Below are 20,619 nucleotides of genomic sequence, written 5' to 3'. Positions count from 1 at the left end.
AACGCACCTCAACGTATACTATTAAAGTAATTAATTATTAAGGATGGTCTCTCATGCAATATAATCAAGACAGCAAGTTTTGGCATTTTGCTACATTAGTTGCTGATTTTATTTTATTAAATCTATTATTTATCGTTCTATGTATACCTGTTGTTACGATTGGTCCAGCAATTTCTGCCTTAATTCATACAACACTTAAGCTTTCTGAGGATGAGAATCGTACACTGATAAAGCCGTTTTGGAATGAATTTAAGCGTGATATCACTAAAAAGATACTCTTATGGATCGTGTATTTAATTCTACTTGCTGCTATGGTTTATATGGCACAATTTTACTGGAAATTTGCGAATAATAACGTTGATTTATTGAGAATTATCGGTTTTATGTTATTTGTCTTATCAGCGTTGATTTTAGTTGTAACTATTGTAGCTTCAATTATTGGTCTTGCAATGACGACAAGGTATTTCAGTCCGATTAAACGATTAGTAAAGAATAGTTACTTATTAATTATTGTATTGCCGATTCAGGCTTTTATTATGGCTGCAGTTTTAGTAGCTTCAACCTTATTCTTTATCTATCAAACGGTGCCTGTCTTATCATTTTTCCTTGTAATTGGTTTTGCTGCTTTAGCTTATAGCTTTGCACCTTTAGTTCGTGAATTTTTCACAAAAGTAAAATAGATATCATTATAAAAGAAAACGACCTACAGAAATGCTCTGTAAGTCGTTTTTGTTGTTTAATTGATGAAATTTAACCACGTGCTAAACGTGTACGAATTTTAGTTGATACAAATTCAATGAATAATACTAAAATGATTAATCCGCAAAGAATGGCCCCTACTTCATTCCATTTATAAGCGCTCATCGCAAACATTAAAGGAGAACCGATACCGCCGGCACCAACCATCCCTAGAACTGTCGCATCTCTTAAGTTCATATCAAAACGATAAATAACCGTTGAAATGAAAGACGGAATTAATTGAGGCAAGATGCCAAATCGAATTTTTTGATATAAATTACATCCGCTAGCATCTAATGACTCTAGAATCTTGTAGTCTAAGTCTTCAATTGCTTCGATATACAATTTTGAAATCATCCCAATGGATGCTACAGACATTGTTAAAAGCCCTGTAAATGCTCCAGGACCCGTTACACGTATGAACATTAATCCGTAAATTAATGTTGGAACTGTTCGGATTGCCATAATTAAAGTACGGAAAACTAATGCTACCGGCTTTGGAACGATATTTGTTGAAGACAAGAAAGCAAACGGAATTGCTAAAATTGATCCTACTAAAGTTCCTAGAAACGCAATACAGATGGTTTCTAACAGAAGGTACGCCACACCTTTGTTGGAAGTGTCAAATAAGAGTGTTGTATCAGGAGAGAAAATCCCTTTAATAATATTCTTTGAAATTTCAGCGCCATTCTCAGGAATTTTGCTTAATTCAATAGTTGTACCCGACCATGCAACAAGCGTTACAAGAATTAAAACAACCATTAATTTTATAATCCAAGTACGAGGAGCTTTTTGATATTGATTTAAAACTGCTTCATTCATTTAAGTCCCCTCCTACGCTAATTTAGTACGTAAATAATAACTAACGCTTTCGATTATGACTACAGTTAAGAATAGAATCACTAAAATCATCCCGACGTTGCTATATTCACGCCAACCTAAGTTTTCATTTAAAATAATACCGATACCACCAGCACCTACATAACCAAGAATAGAAGCGTATCTCACATTCCCTTCAAAACAATATAAAGAAGAAGCTAAATAACCTGGTAAGATTTGCGGAATGATAGCACTTGAGAAGGCTTTCCCTTTAGTAGCACCCAAAGCTTCAGCAGCTTCGAAAGCTCCCATATCAACCGTTTCGATTTGCTCGTATAGTTGTTTTCCACAATAAGCGAAAGTATAGGTTGCAATCGCAAACGTACCAGCGAGTGTTCCTAAACCGAATATATATGTAGCAATTAATGCGGTTACTAGTGTTGGTAATGTTCGAACAACACTTAAAAATAAACGGCTTAAACTAATTACAAACTTATTTTTTACAATGTTGCTAGATGCAATAATCGCAAAAGGAATTACTAAAATCGATCCTAATAAAGACCCCAATAAGGACATTTTAATCGTATCGATTAATGGTGACCAAATTGAACTAGAGTATTCCCAGTTTGGTGGGAACATTCTACCAATCATTACAAAGAATTGTCCACCACGTTGCATAAGTGTTTTGAAGTTAAAACCAGTGACCTTCCCTGCGTAATACATTGCCACAAGAAGCAAAATCGTAATAATAATTGCTTTCGATCGTGGTTCTCTAACGGTAGTTCCGTTTTCTAGTGTATATTCTTTTGGTGCGAAGAGTTTACTTAGCTTCATTCAACCCCTCCACCTTTCCTTTGTAGATTAAATCTAAAACTTCAGGAGTCACTTCAGAACTTGGACCATCATACACAATTTCACCATCTCTAATTCCTAAGATACGATCAGCATACTCAAGCGCTAACTCTACATGGTGAATGTTTAAAAGAATAGAAATATTCATGTCTTTGTTAATACGTTTGAAGTCTTCCATCACTCGTTTTGCTGTTACTGGGTCCAGTGCCGCAACTGGTTCATCCGCAAGAATAATTTCTGGATTTTGTGCTAATGTACGAGCTAAAGCCACACGTTGTTGTTGCCCACCGGATAATTGGTCCGCACGAATAAAGGCTTTATCAACAATTCCAACTTTATCTAAGGCTTCTAATGCATGTAATTTTTCTTTTTTGGTATAAATTCCAAATAATGAACGGAAGAATGGAATATCTGGTACGATAGACGTCAATACGTTTTTAATAACCGTTGTTCTAGTGACTAAGTTAAAAGATTGGAAAATCATCCCTACTTTATTTCTACGGAATTTACGCAAAGATTTCCCTTTTAATTTACTTACATCAGTACCATCAACTGTTAATTTTCCTTCACTGATGTCCAACATTCTATTAATCGTACGGATAAGCGTAGACTTCCCAGCACCTGAAAGACCAATAATAGAAACAAACTCCCCTTGTTCAATTTCTAAGTTAATATTTTTAAGACCCTTAACCCCATTTGGATAAGTTTTAGATACGTTTTCGAATTTAATCATTTTTCTTGCCTCTCTCTCAAAAAAGGGTCAGGAGAAATTTCCTAACCCTCATTTGATCTTCAACTCAAATTTATTAGTTACCTGATTTTAATTTTTTAAGTAATTTTTGTGCTTCACGTTCTTTATCGTAGTCGCTAGCATTTGCTTTCTTATAGCCTTTATGAGAGTAAATTTTGATAATTTCTTTACCTTCATCTGTTTTAGCAATATTCATCATTGCATTAGCGAACGCTTCTTTAAATGCGTCATCTACAATTGGAGAAGATTTACTTACTGAAATTGTGTCATTGTAAATGTCTGGAGTAACACCGATAACATTCGTCTCTTTGAAAATATCTTCTGAACGGCCATAATCACTTGTCCATTTTTTAGCATAATCATTTCGAACATCAGCATAACCAACCATGATATCAATTTGACCAGAGGCTAAACGTGCTGCAGAACTTGCATAAGAATCTGATTGTACAACATTTTGTAAATCAGAAATTCCTTTCCCATACTTTTCTTGTAACCATAATGTTGGGTAGATATAACCTGATGATGATGAAGTTCCTAATACTCCCCATTTAGCAGAATTTAACTCTTCCCAAGTCAATTCTTGACCACTATTGATTTTCGCAGCTAATTCCTTCCCTTTTTCAGTAGGGCCAGCAATAACTAATCCTTTATAGGATGTAGCTTGTTCAGTTCCACGACCTGTTTCTTTTCCATCATTCCAATCTTTTGGATTAGTAGAGTCTTTTAATAAATTATCACGAGTAGCCGTTAATAATACATCAACTTCTTTGTCATACAATACATAAGTCCCACCAGGTAAGAAACCAATATCTGCACTACCTGATGCTAATGCTTCACCTACAGCGTCAAAACTTGTACCTACAGAGATATCAACATTTTTAACATCGTAGCCTTCTTTCGCTAGTTCTTTCTTTAGTAGTTCTTTTAATGGTTCTGTTGTTGTCACAATTGTTTCAGGATCACGAGATGGTACAAAAGCGATTTTTAAAGTTTCGATTGTTTTCGAAGCATTTTGGCTTTGACTTTGATTTGTGTCTGAACCTGAATTACTAGAACATCCTGCTAATAAAGCTAATGATGATAAACCAATTGCTAATTTAGACCAAAAAGACTTTTTCATAAAAATATATCCTCCTAAGATACGTTTTGTTATTAGAAATTAAGAATTCCTTAACCCCTCTTACTATATTACAAGACATATCCGTAAATTACAACAGAAATATTATTAAAAATAAAGTTTTTCATACTAAATTCACAATAATAGTCAAATAAAATTGATGAAACGCATAAGTTACGAACATTAAAACACGAACGTTCGTTGATTAAGGTAAAAAAAGAAACCTCCCAAATTTTGGAAGGTTTCAATCTATTTATTTGTTTGGAAAATGAGATCTTAAGAATTGGTTTGCAAACTTAATATCTTCTAACCAGTTTTCTTGACCTACATACCAGAATTCACCGGTGAAACGATTTACTCCGATTGATAAGAATGTATCGACCATACGTTTGAAATCGATTTGACCAGTACCAAATGGAATTTCACGGTAATGTCCAGGAATCGTTTCTTTTAAGTGAGCTGCAACAATATGCCCTCTTCCTAATTCGATATCTTCGTAGACATTTTTTGCTCCAGGTTCTAATGATGCGTTCATTAAGTTACCTGAGTCTGGATATACTTGTAAGTATGGAGATTTCACTAATTCAACGAAACGCATTGATTTCTCAACAGTGTTCATGAATGGAGTTTCCATTGTTTCAAAACCAAGAAGAATACCTTTTTGTGAAGCCATTTCAGTAGCTTTCTTAAGGTTTTGGATGAAGTAATCAAGTGTTACCGCATCTCCTTCTTCATAGTAAACATCGTATCCAGCTAATTGGATCACTCGGACACCTAAATCATCTGCTAATTGAATTGCTTTATCCATGATTTCTAGACTACGTGTGCGAGTAGCTTCGTCGTGGGAACCAAATGGATATTTACGATGGCCGCTTAAGCACATTGAACGGATTGGAACTCCAGTTTCGAACATGTCGTTCACTAACTGTTGGCGTTCTTCCTTTGTCCATTCTAGACGACTTAATTTTTCATCAGTTTCATCGATACTGATTTCTAAAAAGTCAAATCCAGTTGCTTTCACTGTTTCTAACTTTTCTCTAAAACTAAGTGTGTTTGGCATTGATTTTTCATACAAACCAAGTTCATAAAACTTTTTATTGTCCATAGTAAGCATTCGCTCCATGTTTTCTTAAATAGTGTTTATCTAAAATTGTTTGTGACATTGGCTTCATATTTGGGTTTAAAGCAAAGTTATGCCAAGCCATGTTTGCAACGTATTCTAATACAGTGATGTTGTGTACCGCATCCATTGCGTCTTTACCCCATGCAAATGGTCCATGGTTAAATACTAAAACAGCTGGAATCGCATTTGGATCTTTATCTTTGAAAGTTTCAACGATTACTTTACCTGTTTCTAACTCATAAGCACCTTTAATTTCTGCTTCTGTCATTTCTCTAGTACAAGGGATTGTTCCGTAGAAGTAGTCTCCTTGTGTTGTTCCGAATGCAGGAATTTCTTGTCCTTGTTGAGCCATTGTAGTTGCCCATAGAGAGTGAGTATGCACTACCCCATTTACATCTTTAAAATTACGATAAATTTCTAAGTGAGTATCTAAGTCAGAAGAAGGTTTTAGTGCTCCTTCTACTTTATTACCGTCGATATCCACAATTACGATATCATCAGCAGTTAGTTTATCATAGTCAACGCCTGAAGGTTTGATTGCGATAACCCCTGCTTCACGGTCGTACTCTGAAACGTTACCCCATGTAAAAATAACTAATCCATGTTTTGGTAACTCTAAGTTTGCTTTTAATACACGTTCTTTTAATTGTTCGTATGCCATTGTAGAATCCCTTCTTATAGGCCTAAAGCTTCAGAAATTTTTTCAGTCATTTCTTTTTCAGATAATAAGTTTTGTAAGCCTACGATTTTTGTGTTTGGTAAGTCTAAGCCATCAAATACTTCTAATAAAGCTGATGAAATAACAACTAAATCATAGTTTTTTGCTGAAGATTTTGCTTCAGAAACTGCACAGTGATGAACTTCTAAAGGAATATTTAATTTTCTAAATACATTTGTTAATTTCATTTTGATAATTTGGCTTGAACCCATTCCGCTTCCGCATGCTGCTAATACTTTCATATTTTACATCTCCTTATATTGCTAGAGTATCGGATAGAAAACACTACCCGATACCCTAATTTTACTATATTCTTTTACTTATTTAAATTAGTTTTGCTTAGACTCTAAGTATGTTTCATAGTCTTCAGCAATAGTGAAGTAATGTTCTTTGTTTTTGCTGTATTGTAATTGAGGGATTGCTAAAAGAATAATTAACACAATTCCTAAACCAATGTATTGGAAGTTTTGCATTAAGAATCCGAATCCAACCCAAATTGTATCCCAGTCAAAGTTACCATGCCATCCACCGTATGCAGCTAAACCAAATGCCCCTGCTGCTACAGCTCCACCTAATACTTGGATTAAACCTGATAAGAATGAAAGGATAGAAGCAGCACGTAAACCACCTTTATGGTTAGCGTATACTGCGAATGTAGCGTTATCGAAGAATACTGGTACGAATCCAGTGATGATTAATACTGGAGATTTGAATACGATTAATCCTAAGATTGCTACGATTTGTCCTAATACCCCGAATAAGAAACCAACTGTTACAGCGTTTGGAGAACCAAATCCGTAAACTGCAGCACAGTCAACCGCTGGCATAGAACCTGGTAATAATTTGTTAGAGATACCTTGGAACGCTTCTGATAATTCAGCAACGAATAAACGAACCCCTAATTGTAAGATTTGAACATAAACAGTGAATGTTAATGCTGTTTGTAAAATGTAGAAGAAGAAGTCGTCAGTTGCTTTTAATGTAGTCATTTTGAATTTAGAAGCAGCAACTGTTAACTCTTGTCCATTTACGCCTACTAAGTAGTCTTTACCTAATACTAATAAGATTGCACCGAAGAACACGATCATTAAGATTGATGTTGCAACGATTGATTCTTTGAAGATTGATAAGAAACCTGGTAATTCAAGATTTTCAATCTTCTTGTCGTTTTTACCTGAGAATTTAGGAGCTAATTTGTCAACTAACCAAACCCCAAACATTTGTTGGTGACCAATTGCAAATCCGCCGCCTTCTGTTAATTCTTGAGTAGCTTCTACAGTTAAGTTTGCAGCTACTGCCCAATATACACCTAATACAATACCTAATAAGATTACAAATTGTAATTGGTTAACGTTATCACCTAAAGCTAAAGCCATTAACCAAGTTGCTGTAGCAGATTGTTGCACCATGATGTGACCAGTGATGAATACTGTACGAACTTTAGTTAATTTACGGAAGATAACTAATACTAAGTTCGTTAAGAAAGCTACTAATAATACTTGTACTGTTAAACCTGTTGCATGACCAGCTGATTTTAATGCAGCTTCAGCAGCAGCTTGACCAAAGTATGGGTCAATAACGGCAGCTTGTAATCCAAAACGATCCCCTAATGCTGCTAATACTGGACGGAAGTTTGAAACCAATCCACCAGCAGCTACGTTTAAAATCATGTAACCTACAACTGCTTTAATAAAACCTGCTAATGCATCGTACCATTTACGACCCAATAGTAAATAACCAACTAAAACGATTAAACCCACAAAGTATTGTGGTTTAGTAAAAATGTTAGCATAGAAGAATTGCCAAAAACTGAATAAAAATTCCATTATTATTCACCTATTCCTTTTAAGATATTTTCTAAATCCTCTTTTGAGCGCGCTTCAACAAACGCATTAATAATTGATTCATCGTCTAATAAAGTCACTAACTCAGATAAGTTGTTTAAGTGTTTTTCATTATCAGTTGATGCTAAAACGAAGAATAAATGTGGTTGGTAGTCAGCACCTGGTCCAAAATCCACAGCTTCTTCAATGTTCATAAATGCTACAGCAGTATCATTTACCCCTTTTCCTTCTTGTGCGTGAGGGATACAAATCTCTGGCGCAATTACGATGTAAGGTCCAAATTCATGAACATTACTAATAATGTAACCTGGGTATTCAGGTTCAATGATCTTTTGTTCTAATAAAGGTTGGCAAGCTTTTTTTATGGCTTCTTCCCATGATAGAGAACCTTTTTGGAACGAAAAGCGTCCATTTTCGATAATTTCTCTTAACATATGTTCCTCCTTGTGTTATTAAGAAATCGTATTCATTATTACGCTTGGATAAAGCCTAGAGTGGGTTAGCTCTAGGCTTTCCAAATTTAATGACAATATTATAAGAATGATGGGAATGGTACATCATTGTCGATTGAGAATACATCGTCAAATCCACGGTAGAAGTTAAATTCTAATTTATCTTTGTCAGTTGGGTAAGTATACTTACCACCTACTTGCCAAATGAATGGTTTGAATTTGTATTCTAGGCGATCTTTCTTGAATTTCCAGATTTCTGTAATTTCTTTTGGATCTGCTTGGAAGTTCGCCCAAATGTCATAGTGAACTGGGATAACAACTTTAGCGTTTAATGATTCAGCCATACGTAACATATCAACTGAAGTCACTTTATCAGTGATACCACGAGGGTTTTCACCGTAAGCACCTAAACACACATCGATTTCATGTTCGTTCCCATGTTTAGCAAACATATTTGAGTAGTGAGAGTCTCCTGCGTGATATAAGTTACCACCACTTGTTTTGAATAAGTAGTTAACAGCGATTTCGTCCATGTCCTGAGGCATTTTGCCTTTAAGAACTTCACCGTCTTTAGCTGTAACTAAAGCTGTACGGTCAAATGCTTCTAAAGCAACGATTTCGATGTCTTTGATTTTAACTGAGTCTCCTGGGTGTACAACGATTGTACGTTCAGCAGGAACTCCCCAACCTAACCAAGTGTTTACTACTTCTTGAGGTCCTACGAATTTAGCTTCTGGACAGTTGTTAGCAACTGCTGCAGCTGTATTAATGTCTAAGTGATCTGAGTGAATATGAGTTACTACTAAAGCATCAACATTTTTCACTTCGAATGGATCGATTACAAATGGTTGTGTACGTAAGTTTGGTTGTAAGTTCTGGCAACCACTCATACGTTGCATTTGGTGACCAGTTTTCATTTTTCCGTTACCGTGGCTACGTTTACCAGTTCCACACCATAAGTCACATAAGATGTTTGTATTTTTTTCTGATTTTAACCAGATACCTGTACATCCTAACCACCACATAGCGAATGTTCCTGGTTTCACTTCTTCGCGTTCGATTTCTTCATTTAACCAAGTTCCCCATTCTGGGAAAGTAGATAAAATCCAAGATTCTTTTGTTACATCTTTGATATTTGCCATTATTATTCCTCCTTGGGATTATCCCCAAATACGTTTGATTTCTTCTTTAAATTCACGAGCAGATTGCGCTGGATTTTCAGTAGCGTAAATTCCGCGGCCTGCGATGAATGTATAAATTGGAATTCCTTCAAACACTTTTAATGTGTCTTTTGTTAATCCACCTGTAGCTGAAACTTTGAATCCCATTTCGATTAAACGACGGATTTTGTTTAAATCAGATTCAGTCCAAGTAGCTCCTGCAAATAGAGCATCACGGCTTTGGTGGAAGATTGCTTGGTCAATACCAGCGTCTCTCCATTGTTGTGCTTGTTCGAAAGTCCAATCTCCGTATAATTCAACTTGTAAAGACTTCACTTCTTTGTTTGCGGCTTCCATAGTTGGAATTGTTGCGCAGCAAATTACTGTCATCCAGTCTGCTCCAGCGAGGGCAACATTTTTAGCAACAGTTGTACCAGCGTCAGCACATTTTGTATCAGCAATGATTACTTTATCTGGGAAAGCACTACGTAAGCATTTAATCGCTTTGTCCCCTTCGTTTAAAAGTAAAATCGTTCCTGCTTCAATAATGTCTACTTCGTTTCCAACAGCAAGAGCATCTTTTAATGCATCTTCAATACGGTTGTGGTCTAAAGCAACTTGTAAATTAGGAATTGCCATATTGTCATTCTCCTTTTCTGTCTTGCTTTAAACAATCATAAAATCATAACGTCTTACGAAAATGATCATTTAAAAAGTTACGGTACCAATTCATGGTATTAGTATAGTATAAACATTTTTTTGTTACAACCGTTTACAAACAAGTAATCGAATAATCAGTTTTATGATTGTTTGCGTTTACTTTACGAACGTTTGGAAATAAGCAATATGGTTATGTATATAGGAAGAATTCATAAAATTATATTATTAATACTACTAAAATATCTGTTTTGATCGTTTACGATTATAAAATAAAAATACCCTCTCAATAATGAAGTGCACCCTAAAAGTTAGACAGAAAATCTAACTTTTGGGGTGCTTTTATTATGAAATTAACTTATGAAGATAAAGTTCAAATCTATGAACTCAAAAAACAAGGATTTAGCTACTCACAACTTTCAGAGATGTTTGGTATAGATAAGTCAAATCTTAAATACATGATTAAGTTGATTAATCGATATGGTTTAGAAATAGTAAAAAAGGGGAAAAATAATTCTTACTCTATAGCATTAAAACAGGAAATAATTGATAAAGTCTTACTCGAAGGATGGTCTCATAAGAGAGTTTCTCTTGAATATGCTCTTCCAAATTATTCTATGATTTCTAGCTGGCTCGCACAATACAAGAAAAATAAGTATACTATTGTTGAGAAAACAAGAGGGAGAGTACCTAAAATGGGACGTAAGCCAAAGAAAAAACCAGAAGAGATGACAGAACTAGAACGCCTTCAGGCTGAAAATGAGTATTTAAGAGCGGAGAATGCCATTCTAAAAAAGTTGAGAGAACTCCGCTTGAAGGAGGAAAAAGAGAAAGAAGAAAGACGCAGATTGTCAGAGAATTAGTACCAGAATTCCCTTTAGATATTCTTCTAAAGATTATCAAACTTGCCCGTTCAACATACTATTATCACTTAAAACAGTTAAACCAAGAAGATAAGAATCAGGCCGTAAAAAACGAAATAGAAGCCATTTATACCGAACATAAAGCTAATTATGGATATCGCCGTATTACTCTTGAGCTTAGAAACCGTGGGTTCATCGTAAACCATAAAAAGGTACAACGTTTGATGAAAATGTTGGGGCTAAGTGCTCGTATTCGTCGAAAACGTAAGTATTCTTCTTATCATGGAGAAGTTGGAAAGAAAGCTGCGAACATTATTCAACGCCAATTTGAAGCTGAAAAACCGATGGAAAAGTGCTATACAGATATTACGGAATTTTCTATCCCAACAAGCAACCAAAAACTATATTTATCACCAATTTTAGATGGTTATAACAGTGAAATTATAGCTTATTCTCTATCGTCTTCACCGAATTTAAACAAAGTAAAAGATATGTTAGAAAAAGCTTTTAGAGAAGAACAATACGAGAATACTATTCTCCACAGTGATCAGGGATGGCAATACCAGCATGAGTTTTATCATAATTTTTTAGAAGATAAGGGCATTCAGCCCTCTATGTCCGGCAAAGGTAATAGTACTGACAATGGCATGATGGAATCGTTCTTTGGCATTCTTAAATCAGAGATGTTTTATGGCTATGAAAAGACATTTAAATCTATAAAGGAACTTGAGGGGGCAATCATCGATTATATTGATTATTACAACAACAAACGAATCAAAGTAAAATTAAAAGGACTTAGTCCTGTACAATACAGAACTAAATCCTTTGCTTAAATTAATTGTCTAACTTTTTGGGGTCAGTACATAATGAGAAGGTAATAATATTACTCATTTTCAATAATGACCTCATCAGAAGCGTCATCCTCCAGTAAATGAACATGGATAACTTCCTCTAAAGAAGTGGGTACATTTTTCCCGATAAAATCTGGACGAATTGGAAGTTCTCTATGACCTCGATCGATAAGAATTGCTAAACTAATTCGCTTAGGTCTGTCGATATCCATAATTGCATCTAAGGCAGCTCTTACCGTTCTTCCTGTAAACAAAACATCATCCACTAAGACCACTTGCTTTCCTTTGATATTAAAAGGTATAGACGTTCCATTTAATACAGGCGCCTCTTCATTCTCGATATCATGCCGATCATCTCGGTATAATGTAATATCTATTTCGCCAACTGGTACTTTAATCTTTTCTAAAGAAGAGATTTTCTCAGCGATGCGTTTTGCTAAAGTGATTCCTCTTGTTTTAATACCAATCATCACTAAATTCGAAACGTCCTTTTGTTGCTCGATTATTTCATATGAAATTCTGGTTAATGCTCTTCTAATAGCACCCTCATCCATAATTCTGACTTGTTTCATTAATTTCACCTCTAGTCTTCAAAGTGTCCTTTATTCAATTGAATAAACTCCGCGAATTCTTTTGGTGGTTCCACTTGGAAGTTTAGCGTTTCTCCTGTTAATGGGTGAGTGAAGCTAAGTGTTCTTGCGTGTAGAAATTGACCAAATTCTGTTGCGTTTTTCCCTTTTGGATGATACAACGGATCATTTACAATCGGATGTTTAATAAATTCCATATGTGCTCTGATTTGATGAGTTCTTCCAGTTTCTAGGCGACAAGACACGAGTGAATAGTCTGAAAAAGAATCTAAAACTTCAAAATGAGTAATAGCATTCTTTCCCCCTTTTTCCACGACTCTTTTTAAGCGATTCGTTTGATGACGAGATAAAGGTGCATCAACAACACCCGTTTCGTGTGCAAAGTGCCCATCTACAATGGCAATATACTCACGGTTCATTTTATTTTCTGCAATCTGTTCAGCCAATTTTTGATGCACATCATTATTTTTAGCAATGACTAATAAGCCACTTGTATCTTTATCAATGCGATGGACTAATCCTGGACGATAGATTTCTTCGCTCGTGCTATCTGACAAGCTATTTGAATGATATAACAATGCGTTTACTAACGTACCACTATAATGTCCTTTAGACGGATGAACAACCATACCACTTGGTTTATTGACTACAATTAATGAGTCATCTTCAAAAACGATATCTAGTGGAATATTTTCTGGTTGAATCGTAATAACATCTTCCTCTTTTTGAAGAATTGTAACTTCATCCCCAGACTGTGCTTTGTAATTTGATTTCACGACTTCTCCATTAACTGAAATAAGTCCAGCTTTTAGCCAACTTTGAATGGTAGTTCTACTTAGACCAAGCTCGCCAGTTAACACTTTGTCTAATCGTTGAGTCTTTTCTAATTCAAGTTTTAATTTTTTAAATACTGATGTCATAGTGCTCTCCTATTTTGATTGTTCTTTAAAAATAACATAATAGAATAAGAAGATTACTCCGAAGGTTAAACAAATGTCTGCAACATTAAAGATTGGAAAATCGATAAATTCAAACTTAAACATATCGACAACATACCCTAATCGGATACGATCGATAAAGTTTCCTACAGCCCCAGCTAAAATGAAAGAGTAAGCTGTTAATAACCATTTGGATTTTCCTTTTTCTTTAAACATCAAATATAAAAGTGTTCCAACTGCTACTGCAGTGATTGCATAAAAGAAAACCATCTTCCCTTCGAACATTCCCCAAGCTGCTCCAGTATTTCGAACGTATAATAAGCTCACAATTCCATTAATAAACTGCATTCCATCATGCAAGTTAAAGTTATTTACAATCCATAATTTCACTAGTTGATCTGCAATAATTAGTACAGCGCTTAATATTAAATATAAAAACATATCGACTCTCCATTTCTTTTCAATAATAGTATTGTACAAAGAAGTCAAAGGTTAGTCAACGAACTGAAAATGATGTTAAATTGAAATACTTTTTCCACTCTAGGGGTAAAAACGGGTGAAATTTAACTGAAAATGGGGATAAAGTCCTAAAAATCAGTCAAAAGATTGAAAAAACAACAAAATACACGTATAATATCAACAAGAAAACGCATTACTGTTAAAGGAGTGTAATATGAAAAAAATCGCAGCCAAGGTATTCTTGATTAGCGCGGGTTTCTTATTTTTAGGAGCATGCGGTAATACAAAGAAAAGTGCCGAATCTACTGTTCAAGAAGTACAAGATACCTTACCTGTTGTCGTTCAACAATTAAATGACATTCAAGCGTTAGAAAATTCATTACAATCTGATTGGGAAGCGGATATCCATGAAGATTACACGATGACGTCTTACGCTAAGAAAACGGGTAAAGTATTCTCCAACATTCAAGAACGTCAGCAATTGTTGAAGTCTATGCAAAAATCGCTCAAAGTATTATTAGATGATGCGACTAGATTAAGTAACTTGAAGGATAAAAATCTTCCATCTGCAGAAATTCAAATTGTAGTTTCTAATCTGCAATCAATTGTTTCTCAATTAAAGAACTACTCCGAAATGTCTCAAAAACAATTGGAAAAAGAAGCTGAGTTTTTCGTTAGCATATCAGGTGGAAAACAAACAAGCGATGAATTAAAAGCGCTCATTATTGAAGTAAATAATTCTGCTAACGAGCGTCAACAAATTATTGAAGCAATAAATTCTCCAATCAGTGAGCTAGATAGACCAATTCGCATTCTAAAAGCTCGCTTGGCAAATAGCGGAAAGGGTGAGTAATGATGTTGAAGAAAAAATCTTTAGTAACGAGTATGCTCACTGTTGCGTCTGTTAGTTCCCTACTCGCTTTCTATTCTGTGGCAAATGCGCAAGATACTGCTGATAGTAAGTTGAATGTAAGAACGAATAGTTTACTCCGAGTTCCAGCGAATATACCACAGGAACATATTTATGATTCAGGCATTTCTATTCCATATCCTGAAGATGGCGTTAAGGGGGTTTATTTACAGGCGTTTCGTGCCAAAGGACAAGACTTGGAAAATATGATTCAGTTCGTTAAGTCTACTCCCATTAACTCTCTTGTAATTGATGTCCGTGATGGATATGGACAAATTACAATGCCTCTGGAGACTGATAATCAACAAGTGAAGAAGCATACTGTCAATGAAGTACCAGATACTACTGCTCTTCTTAAGCGACTCGAAAAAGAACAAATTTATCCAATTGCTCGTATTGTATGTTTCGGAGACCGATTTGTTCCAAAAGAGAATCCAGAACGTTCTTTTAGAAATGCTTTAGGCCAGCTATGGTATACAGATGACGGAGAAACGTTCCTGAATCCTTTTCTTAAAGAAAACTGGGAATACATTTCAGAAATTGCAATTGGTGCTGCTAAAGCAGGATTTAAAGATATTCAATTAGATTACGTTCGCTTCCCACTTGGGTTCGAAACTATTTCGGAAGACTTAGTCTATGATAAAGGCGATTATGCTCATATTAAAGATGATGATGAAGCCCGTATTGCTGCGATTACAGACTTTGTTGCATTTATTCGAGAAAAACTTCAACCATATGGTGTACATCTTTCAGCTGACATCTTAGCACACGCGATTACTGAATCAAAAATTGGTGGTATTGGACAAAAATTTGTCAATATTGCTGATAAAGTAGATATCATCTCTCCTATGATTTTTCCAAGCCATTGGGTGAATTATGCTTTAGATGTAAAGGATCCTGATAAAAATCCATATGAAATCGTTAAACGCTATATGGTGATTGAAAAAGGATATATAAAAACATTAAACCCTTCTCCAATTTCAAGGCCTTGGATTCAAGCGTTCACTGCAGATTTTCTTGGTGAAGGAAATTATCAACTCTACACCGCGGATATTATCAGCAAAGAAATTCAAGCTCTAAAAGAAGCTGGCGTAACGGAATACCTACTTTGGAACGCAGCTTCTCAGTATTCATCAGAAATAAACTTCTAAACCAAAAGGACTTCCACATTAATGGAAGTCCTTTTCTTTATAATCTCTATTGTTCTTTCAATGAACTGTAGTCAAAGTTTGCCAATACAGCTTTTACTTCCTGGTCGTTATCCCCTAGAAGCATTGAACCATTACTTGTACGATCTACAAGTGTTAAGTCCATTGGTCTAACCACTTTTGTTTCGCCGTTTCCAGCAATGATTGTGTATTCACTGCTTGAAGTGATTTCTCCATCTAAGAATACGACACGATGAGGTTTTGTTTTCAATTCACGTAAAACCATAAGTCCACGTTTTGCACGTGTAAGCATCGAAATTTCTAATACATTGAATCGTTTTACAGCCCCACGCTGTGTTGTAAGGAATGCAGAAACAACTTTATGTTCTAATGAATAAACCATCGCCCCAGCAACAAAATCTTCTTTACGAAGGTTGATTGCTTTCACACCGCTGGCTACAGTACCAACTACTGGAATTTCGCTTAATTCATAACGTAAACCAAATCCACAGTGCGTCACGATAAATACTTCTAAACTTTCTGGGTTTGTGACAACCACTTTGACTACTTCATCCGTTGTAGTCTTCAATTTCATCGCATTACTTGTACGAGTCTTGTATCCTCGGTACGTTGTAAACTCATTGAATAATGTTTGTTTCACTAAGCCCTCTTTTGTAAAGAAGACAACCGTCCAATCTTTATAAGAGTCATCACTATCTTTAGCCTTGACAAATCCAGTCAGAATGACTTCGTTGCTACCTAAAGAAATAGACTGGCTTAAGTGGTTTCCGACATCTTTCCATTTCGCTTCTGGAATTTCATGTACTGGTAAGTGTAAGTAATTTCCTTTTGAAGTAAATAGAATTAAGTTATCTAATGTAGAAGCTTTTTGGCAAAGAACTACTTCATCCCCTTCACGCATTCCGTTTTCTTCTGGAGCGCTTGAAGCAAATGAACGTGGGCTAACACGTTTGTAGTATCCTTGTTTTGTAGCAACCACATATACTTCTTCTTCGGTGACTAACACTTCAGTTTCAATCTTAATCTCTTCAATTTCAGCTTGAATTTGCGTTAAACGAGGCGTTGCATACTTCTTCTTCAAATCACGTAGTTCACTCTTCATGACTTGAAGAAGTGTTTTTTCAGATTTTAAGATACTTAAGAAAGTTGCGATTTGCTCATTTAAATCAAGCTTCTCATTTTGAAGGATTGTAATATCCGTATTTGTTAAACGATACAATTGTAAGTTTACAATCGCTTCTGCTTGAATCATTGTGAAGTCATATGTTTCCACTAAACGTTCTTTCGCATGTTTCTTGTCTTTACTGTTACGAATTAATGCGATGACTTCATCTAAAATCGATAAAGCCTTCATCAAACCATCAACGATATGAAGACGATCTTGAGCCTTCTTCAAATCATATTGCGTACGTCTCGTAATCACTTCTTTTTGGAAGTTGATATAAGAAGTTAGAATTGTTTTTAATCCTACTTGTACAGGTCGGCGTTCATCGATAGCGACCATATTGAAGTTATAGTTCACTTGTAAATCTGTATTCTTCAATAAGTAGTTTAAGATTCCCTCTGCATTAGCTTCTTTCTTCAATTCAACAACGATTTGAAGCCCAGTACGGTCTGATTCGTCCCTTACTTCAGCAATCCCGTCAATCTTCTTATTCAAGCGAATTTCATCAATCTTTTTCACTAATAAAGCTTTGTTTACTTCATAAGGAATCTCTGAAATAATGATTTGCGATTTTCCACCTTTAATCGGTTCGATTTTCGTTTTCGAACGGATCACTACTTTACCGCGTCCAGTTTCATACGCTTGTTCTAATTCCTCAAGCCCCTGAATAATTCCTCCTGTTGGGAAATCAGGACCTTTAACAAATTGCATCAATTCTTTCACAGTCGCTTTAGGATGGTCAATCGCATGAATGGTTGCATCGATGACTTCTCCTAAGTTATGAGTAGGAATTTCTGTAGCGTAACCGGCTGAAATCCCAGTAGCTCCATTTACAAGAAGGTTTGGATAACGCGCAGGAAGTACAGTCGGTTCTTCTTCTGTATCATCGAAGTTTAAAACAAATTCAACGGTTTTCTTGTCTAAATCTTTTAGTAATTCTTCTGAGATTTTAGAAAGACGAGCTTCCGTATAACGCATCGCAGCAGCAGGGTCTCCATCCATACTACCGTTATTCCCATGCATTTCAATTAACACATCACGAAGTTTCCAATCTTGACTCATACGAACCATTGCTTCATAAACTGAAGAGTCTCCGTGTGGGTGGAAATTACCGATTACGTTACCGACAGTCTTTGCTGATTTACGGAATTGTTTATCGCTTGTGTTTCCATCGATAGACATCGCATATAAAATACGACGTTGTACTGGTTTCAAGCCATCACGGATATCAGGAAGAGCACGGTCTTGGATAATGTATTTTGAATAACGTCCAAATCGGTCACCCATTACATCTTCCAGATTCAATTCTTGAATATCTTGAATTTGACTCATACTATTCCTCCTCTCCTAGTAACGACAATTGTTCTACATGATCAATTGTTGCTTCTTTTTTCTTAACTGATGGTTTCTTTTCTTCTTTTTTCGGACTAGCTGTTGTGCTAATGGCATTTACATCTGATTCTAAAATGCTCTTATCTTCTTCCAGACCAAACTCAACGTGGCGTTCAATCCACTTACGACGAGGTTCCACTTTATTCCCCATCAAAGTGCTTACACGACGTTCTGCTTGAGCTTTATCATCGATCACAACACGAATTAACGTTCTTGTATCTGGGTTCATGGTAGTATCCCATAATTGGTCAGCGTTCATTTCCCCAAGACCTTTATAACGTTGTAATAAGTAGCCTTTTCCGACTAATTTAGTCTTCTCTTCAAGTTCTTTTTCTGTCCACGCATACTCAATCACTTGTTTTTTACCAGTTCCTTTAGAAATTTTATATAAAGGTGGTAATGCAAGATAAACTTTTCCGGCTTCAATCAATGGTTTCATATAACGATAGAAGAATGTTAACAGCAAGACTTGAATGTGAGCCCCATCGGTATCCGCATCGGTCATAATAACAATTTTGTCATAGTTACAATCCTCAATCTTGAAGTCACTACCAACACCAGCACCAATTGTATAAATGATCGTGTTAATCTCTTCATTTTTCAAAATATCTGAAATCGATGCTTTTTCAGTATTGATAACTTTACCACGCAATGGAAGAATCGCTTGGAACTTGCGGTCACGACCTTGTTTTGCAGAACCTCCGGCAGAATCCCCCTCTACTAAGTAAAGTTCATTCTTCTTAGGGTTCTTACTTTGAGCAGGCGTTAATTTACCAGAAAGAAGTGTTTCCTTCTTCTTGCCCTTCTTACCATTACGGCTCTCTTCTCTGGCCTTACGACTCGCCTCACGCGCTTCACGTGCTTTAATGGCTTTACGAATTAATTCCTGTGCAATTTCACCGTTTTCCGTTAAGAAGAAACCTAGTTGTTCAGAAATTGTATTATCAACAATTCCGCGAGCAGCAGGTGTCCCTAATTTATCTTTCGTTTGTCCTTCAAATTGTAGAATCTCTTCAGGAATACGAAGCGAAATAATCGCTGTTAATCCTTCGCGAACATCGCTACCTTCTAAGTTTTTGTCTTTCTCTTTTAAAAGACCAACTTTACGTGCGTATTCGTTGAACGCTTTTGTTAAGGCACTCTTCATTCCCACTTCGTGAGTACCACCGTCTTTTGTACGAACGTTATTTACAAAAGATAAAATCGTTTCTGAATAACCATCGTTATATTGGAATGCAAATTCGGTTTCAACACCATCCACTGTGCTATCAAAATCAACAACAGGAGATAATGTATCTTTTTCTTCATTTAAGTATTGGATAAAATCGCGAATTCCTTCTTCATAATGGAACGTTTCTGATTCTCCAGTACGCTCATCTGTTAAAACAATTGTAAGTCCTTTTAATAAGAACGCTGATTCTCTTAAACGTTCAGCTAATGTTTCATAAGACCAATTCGTTGTTGAAAATGTCTTATCACTTGGAAGGAAAGTAACTGTAGTTCCAGAACCACGACGGCTTGTTTTTTCTTTTTTAACAGTTCCGACTGGTTCACCACCATTTTTAAACGATTGTTTGTATAATGTTCCATCTCGCAAAACTTCTACGGTTAACCAATCTGACAACGCGTTAACAACAGACGCCCCAACACCGTGAAGACCACCTGATGTTTTATATCCACCTTGGCCGAATTTACCACCGGCATGTAATACAGTAAAGATAACTTGAATAGTAGGAATTCCAGAAGCATGTTTTCCCGTTGGCATTCCACGACCATTATCTTTTACTGAAAGTGATTGATCTTTATGAATTGTTACTTCAATTTTTGTAGCGTAACCTGATAATGCCTCATCGACCGCATTATCAACAATTTCATACGCTAAGTGATGAAGTCCTCGATGATCAGTTGATCCAATATACATCCCTGGACGTTTACGAACAGCTTCAAGACCTTCTAAAACTTGAATCGCATCATCATTATACTGATTCGTCACTTTGCTCATTTAATACTCTCCTTTTTTCATCATCTTATCTATAATACTTGTTTTTAAA

Annotated in this window: 20 protein-coding genes; 4 read left to right on the top strand and 16 right to left on the bottom strand. The window is 35.7% G+C overall.

Annotated elements, in window-relative coordinates; translation table 11 throughout:
- Positions 1–53 precede the first annotated feature (53 nt).
- The gene (locus NQ540_RS04970) at positions 54–680 is read left to right on the top strand and encodes a DUF624 domain-containing protein (RefSeq protein WP_005605489.1); all 627 of its coding nucleotides are present in this window, start codon (positions 54–56) and stop codon (positions 678–680) included.
- 70 nt (positions 681–750) lie between these two features.
- Here the strand turns inward: NQ540_RS04970 and phnE (NQ540_RS04965) are convergent, their stop codons facing one another.
- From phnE (NQ540_RS04965) to NQ540_RS04915, 11 genes are all read right to left on the bottom strand, one after another.
- A complete protein-coding gene (gene phnE / locus NQ540_RS04965; RefSeq protein ID WP_005605487.1) occupies positions 751–1,560 on the bottom strand; it encodes a phosphonate ABC transporter, permease protein PhnE in 810 nt (269 codons plus the stop codon).
- A gap of 12 nt (positions 1,561–1,572) precedes the next feature.
- Entirely contained in the window at positions 1,573–2,391 is an 819-nt protein-coding gene (gene phnE / locus NQ540_RS04960; protein ID WP_005605485.1) for a phosphonate ABC transporter, permease protein PhnE, read from the bottom strand.
- A complete protein-coding gene (gene phnC / locus NQ540_RS04955; protein ID WP_005605483.1) occupies positions 2,378–3,142 on the bottom strand; it encodes a phosphonate ABC transporter ATP-binding protein in 765 nt (254 codons plus the stop codon). Before phnC ends, phnE (NQ540_RS04960) begins: the two co-directional genes overlap by 14 nt.
- Positions 3,143–3,215: 73 nt before the next feature.
- Positions 3,216–4,280: a PhnD/SsuA/transferrin family substrate-binding protein gene (locus NQ540_RS04950; protein ID WP_005605481.1), complete on the bottom strand. Its 1,065-nt coding sequence runs from the start codon at positions 4,278–4,280 to the stop codon at positions 3,216–3,218.
- Between the two features lie 250 nt (positions 4,281–4,530).
- On the bottom strand, positions 4,531–5,382 hold the full coding sequence (locus NQ540_RS04945; protein ID WP_039848776.1) for an L-ribulose-5-phosphate 3-epimerase: 852 nt from the start codon (positions 5,380–5,382) through the stop codon (positions 4,531–4,533).
- Positions 5,372–6,061 carry an L-ribulose-5-phosphate 4-epimerase gene (locus NQ540_RS04940; protein WP_005605477.1) on the bottom strand — a complete coding sequence of 230 codons (690 nt, stop codon included), beginning with the start codon at positions 6,059–6,061 and terminating at the stop codon, positions 5,372–5,374. The genes NQ540_RS04945 and NQ540_RS04940 overlap by 11 nt, the downstream gene beginning before the upstream one ends.
- 14 nt (positions 6,062–6,075) lie before the next feature.
- Complete coding sequence (locus NQ540_RS04935) at positions 6,076–6,360, bottom strand: PTS sugar transporter subunit IIB (RefSeq protein ID WP_005605475.1); 285 nt, start codon at positions 6,358–6,360, stop codon at positions 6,076–6,078.
- An 87-nt stretch (positions 6,361–6,447) separates the two neighbouring features.
- Positions 6,448–7,944, bottom strand: coding sequence for a PTS ascorbate transporter subunit IIC (locus NQ540_RS04930; protein WP_005605473.1), 1,497 nt, complete (start codon positions 7,942–7,944; stop codon positions 6,448–6,450).
- 2 nt (positions 7,945–7,946) lie between these two features.
- Complete coding sequence (locus NQ540_RS04925) at positions 7,947–8,396, bottom strand: PTS sugar transporter subunit IIA (protein ID WP_005605471.1); 450 nt, start codon at positions 8,394–8,396, stop codon at positions 7,947–7,949.
- Between the two features lie 98 nt (positions 8,397–8,494).
- On the bottom strand, positions 8,495–9,556 hold the full coding sequence (ulaG, locus tag NQ540_RS04920; RefSeq protein WP_005605469.1) for an L-ascorbate 6-phosphate lactonase: 1,062 nt from the start codon (positions 9,554–9,556) through the stop codon (positions 8,495–8,497).
- Positions 9,557–9,574: 18 nt separating this feature from the next.
- Positions 9,575–10,213 (bottom strand): 3-keto-L-gulonate-6-phosphate decarboxylase UlaD, encoded by a 639-nt coding sequence (locus NQ540_RS04915; protein ID WP_005605468.1) that lies wholly within the window; start codon positions 10,211–10,213, stop codon positions 9,575–9,577.
- A 365-nt stretch (positions 10,214–10,578) separates the two neighbouring features.
- Between NQ540_RS04915 and NQ540_RS04910 the strand changes: the two genes are divergently transcribed.
- Positions 10,579–11,927 (top strand): IS3 family transposase gene (locus NQ540_RS04910; RefSeq protein ID WP_156780411.1). Its coding sequence is split into 2 segments (ribosomal slippage): positions 10,579–11,029 and positions 11,029–11,927, totalling 1,350 coding nucleotides; the frame shifts between segments, so codons are not numbered across the junction.
- Positions 11,928–11,977: 50 nt separating this feature from the next.
- Here NQ540_RS04910 and pyrR read toward each other — a convergent pair.
- From pyrR to lspA, 3 genes are read right to left on the bottom strand one after another with little or no spacing between them, the layout of a single operon-like run.
- Positions 11,978–12,517: a bifunctional pyr operon transcriptional regulator/uracil phosphoribosyltransferase PyrR gene (gene pyrR / locus NQ540_RS04905; RefSeq protein ID WP_005605462.1), complete on the bottom strand. Its 540-nt coding sequence runs from the start codon at positions 12,515–12,517 to the stop codon at positions 11,978–11,980.
- 11 nt (positions 12,518–12,528) lie between these two features.
- A complete protein-coding gene (locus tag NQ540_RS04900) occupies positions 12,529–13,455 on the bottom strand; it encodes an RluA family pseudouridine synthase (RefSeq protein ID WP_005605460.1) in 927 nt (308 codons plus the stop codon).
- A gap of 9 nt (positions 13,456–13,464) precedes the next feature.
- Positions 13,465–13,914, bottom strand: a complete 450-nt coding sequence (gene lspA / locus NQ540_RS04895; protein ID WP_039848773.1) for a signal peptidase II — start codon at positions 13,912–13,914, stop codon at positions 13,465–13,467.
- 232 nt (positions 13,915–14,146) lie between these two features.
- Here lspA and NQ540_RS04890 point away from each other — a divergent pair, with 232 nt between their 5' ends.
- Positions 14,147–14,785, top strand: coding sequence for a YkyA family protein (locus NQ540_RS04890; RefSeq protein WP_005605456.1), 639 nt, complete (start codon positions 14,147–14,149; stop codon positions 14,783–14,785).
- Positions 14,785–15,993, top strand: a complete 1,209-nt coding sequence (locus tag NQ540_RS04885) for a putative glycoside hydrolase (protein ID WP_005605454.1) — start codon at positions 14,785–14,787, stop codon at positions 15,991–15,993. Before NQ540_RS04890 ends, NQ540_RS04885 begins: the two co-directional genes overlap by 1 nt.
- Before the next feature lie 46 nt (positions 15,994–16,039).
- Here NQ540_RS04885 and parC read toward each other — a convergent pair whose 3' ends face one another.
- Both parC and parE read right to left on the bottom strand, forming a co-directional pair.
- Positions 16,040–18,508 carry a DNA topoisomerase IV subunit A gene (parC, locus tag NQ540_RS04880; protein WP_005605452.1) on the bottom strand — a complete coding sequence of 823 codons (2,469 nt, stop codon included), beginning with the start codon at positions 18,506–18,508 and terminating at the stop codon, positions 16,040–16,042.
- Position 18,509: 1 nt separating this feature from the next.
- On the bottom strand, positions 18,510–20,570 hold the full coding sequence (gene parE / locus NQ540_RS04875; protein ID WP_005605450.1) for a DNA topoisomerase IV subunit B: 2,061 nt from the start codon (positions 20,568–20,570) through the stop codon (positions 18,510–18,512).
- Positions 20,571–20,619: the final 49 nt, after the last annotated feature.

The organism is Granulicatella adiacens ATCC 49175 (assembly GCF_025150565.1).
GTDB classification, from domain to species: domain Bacteria; phylum Bacillota; class Bacilli; order Lactobacillales; family Aerococcaceae; genus Granulicatella; species Granulicatella adiacens.
Note: the sequence above shows the minus strand (reverse complement) of the source record. Positions and strands in the feature narration are given on the sequence as shown.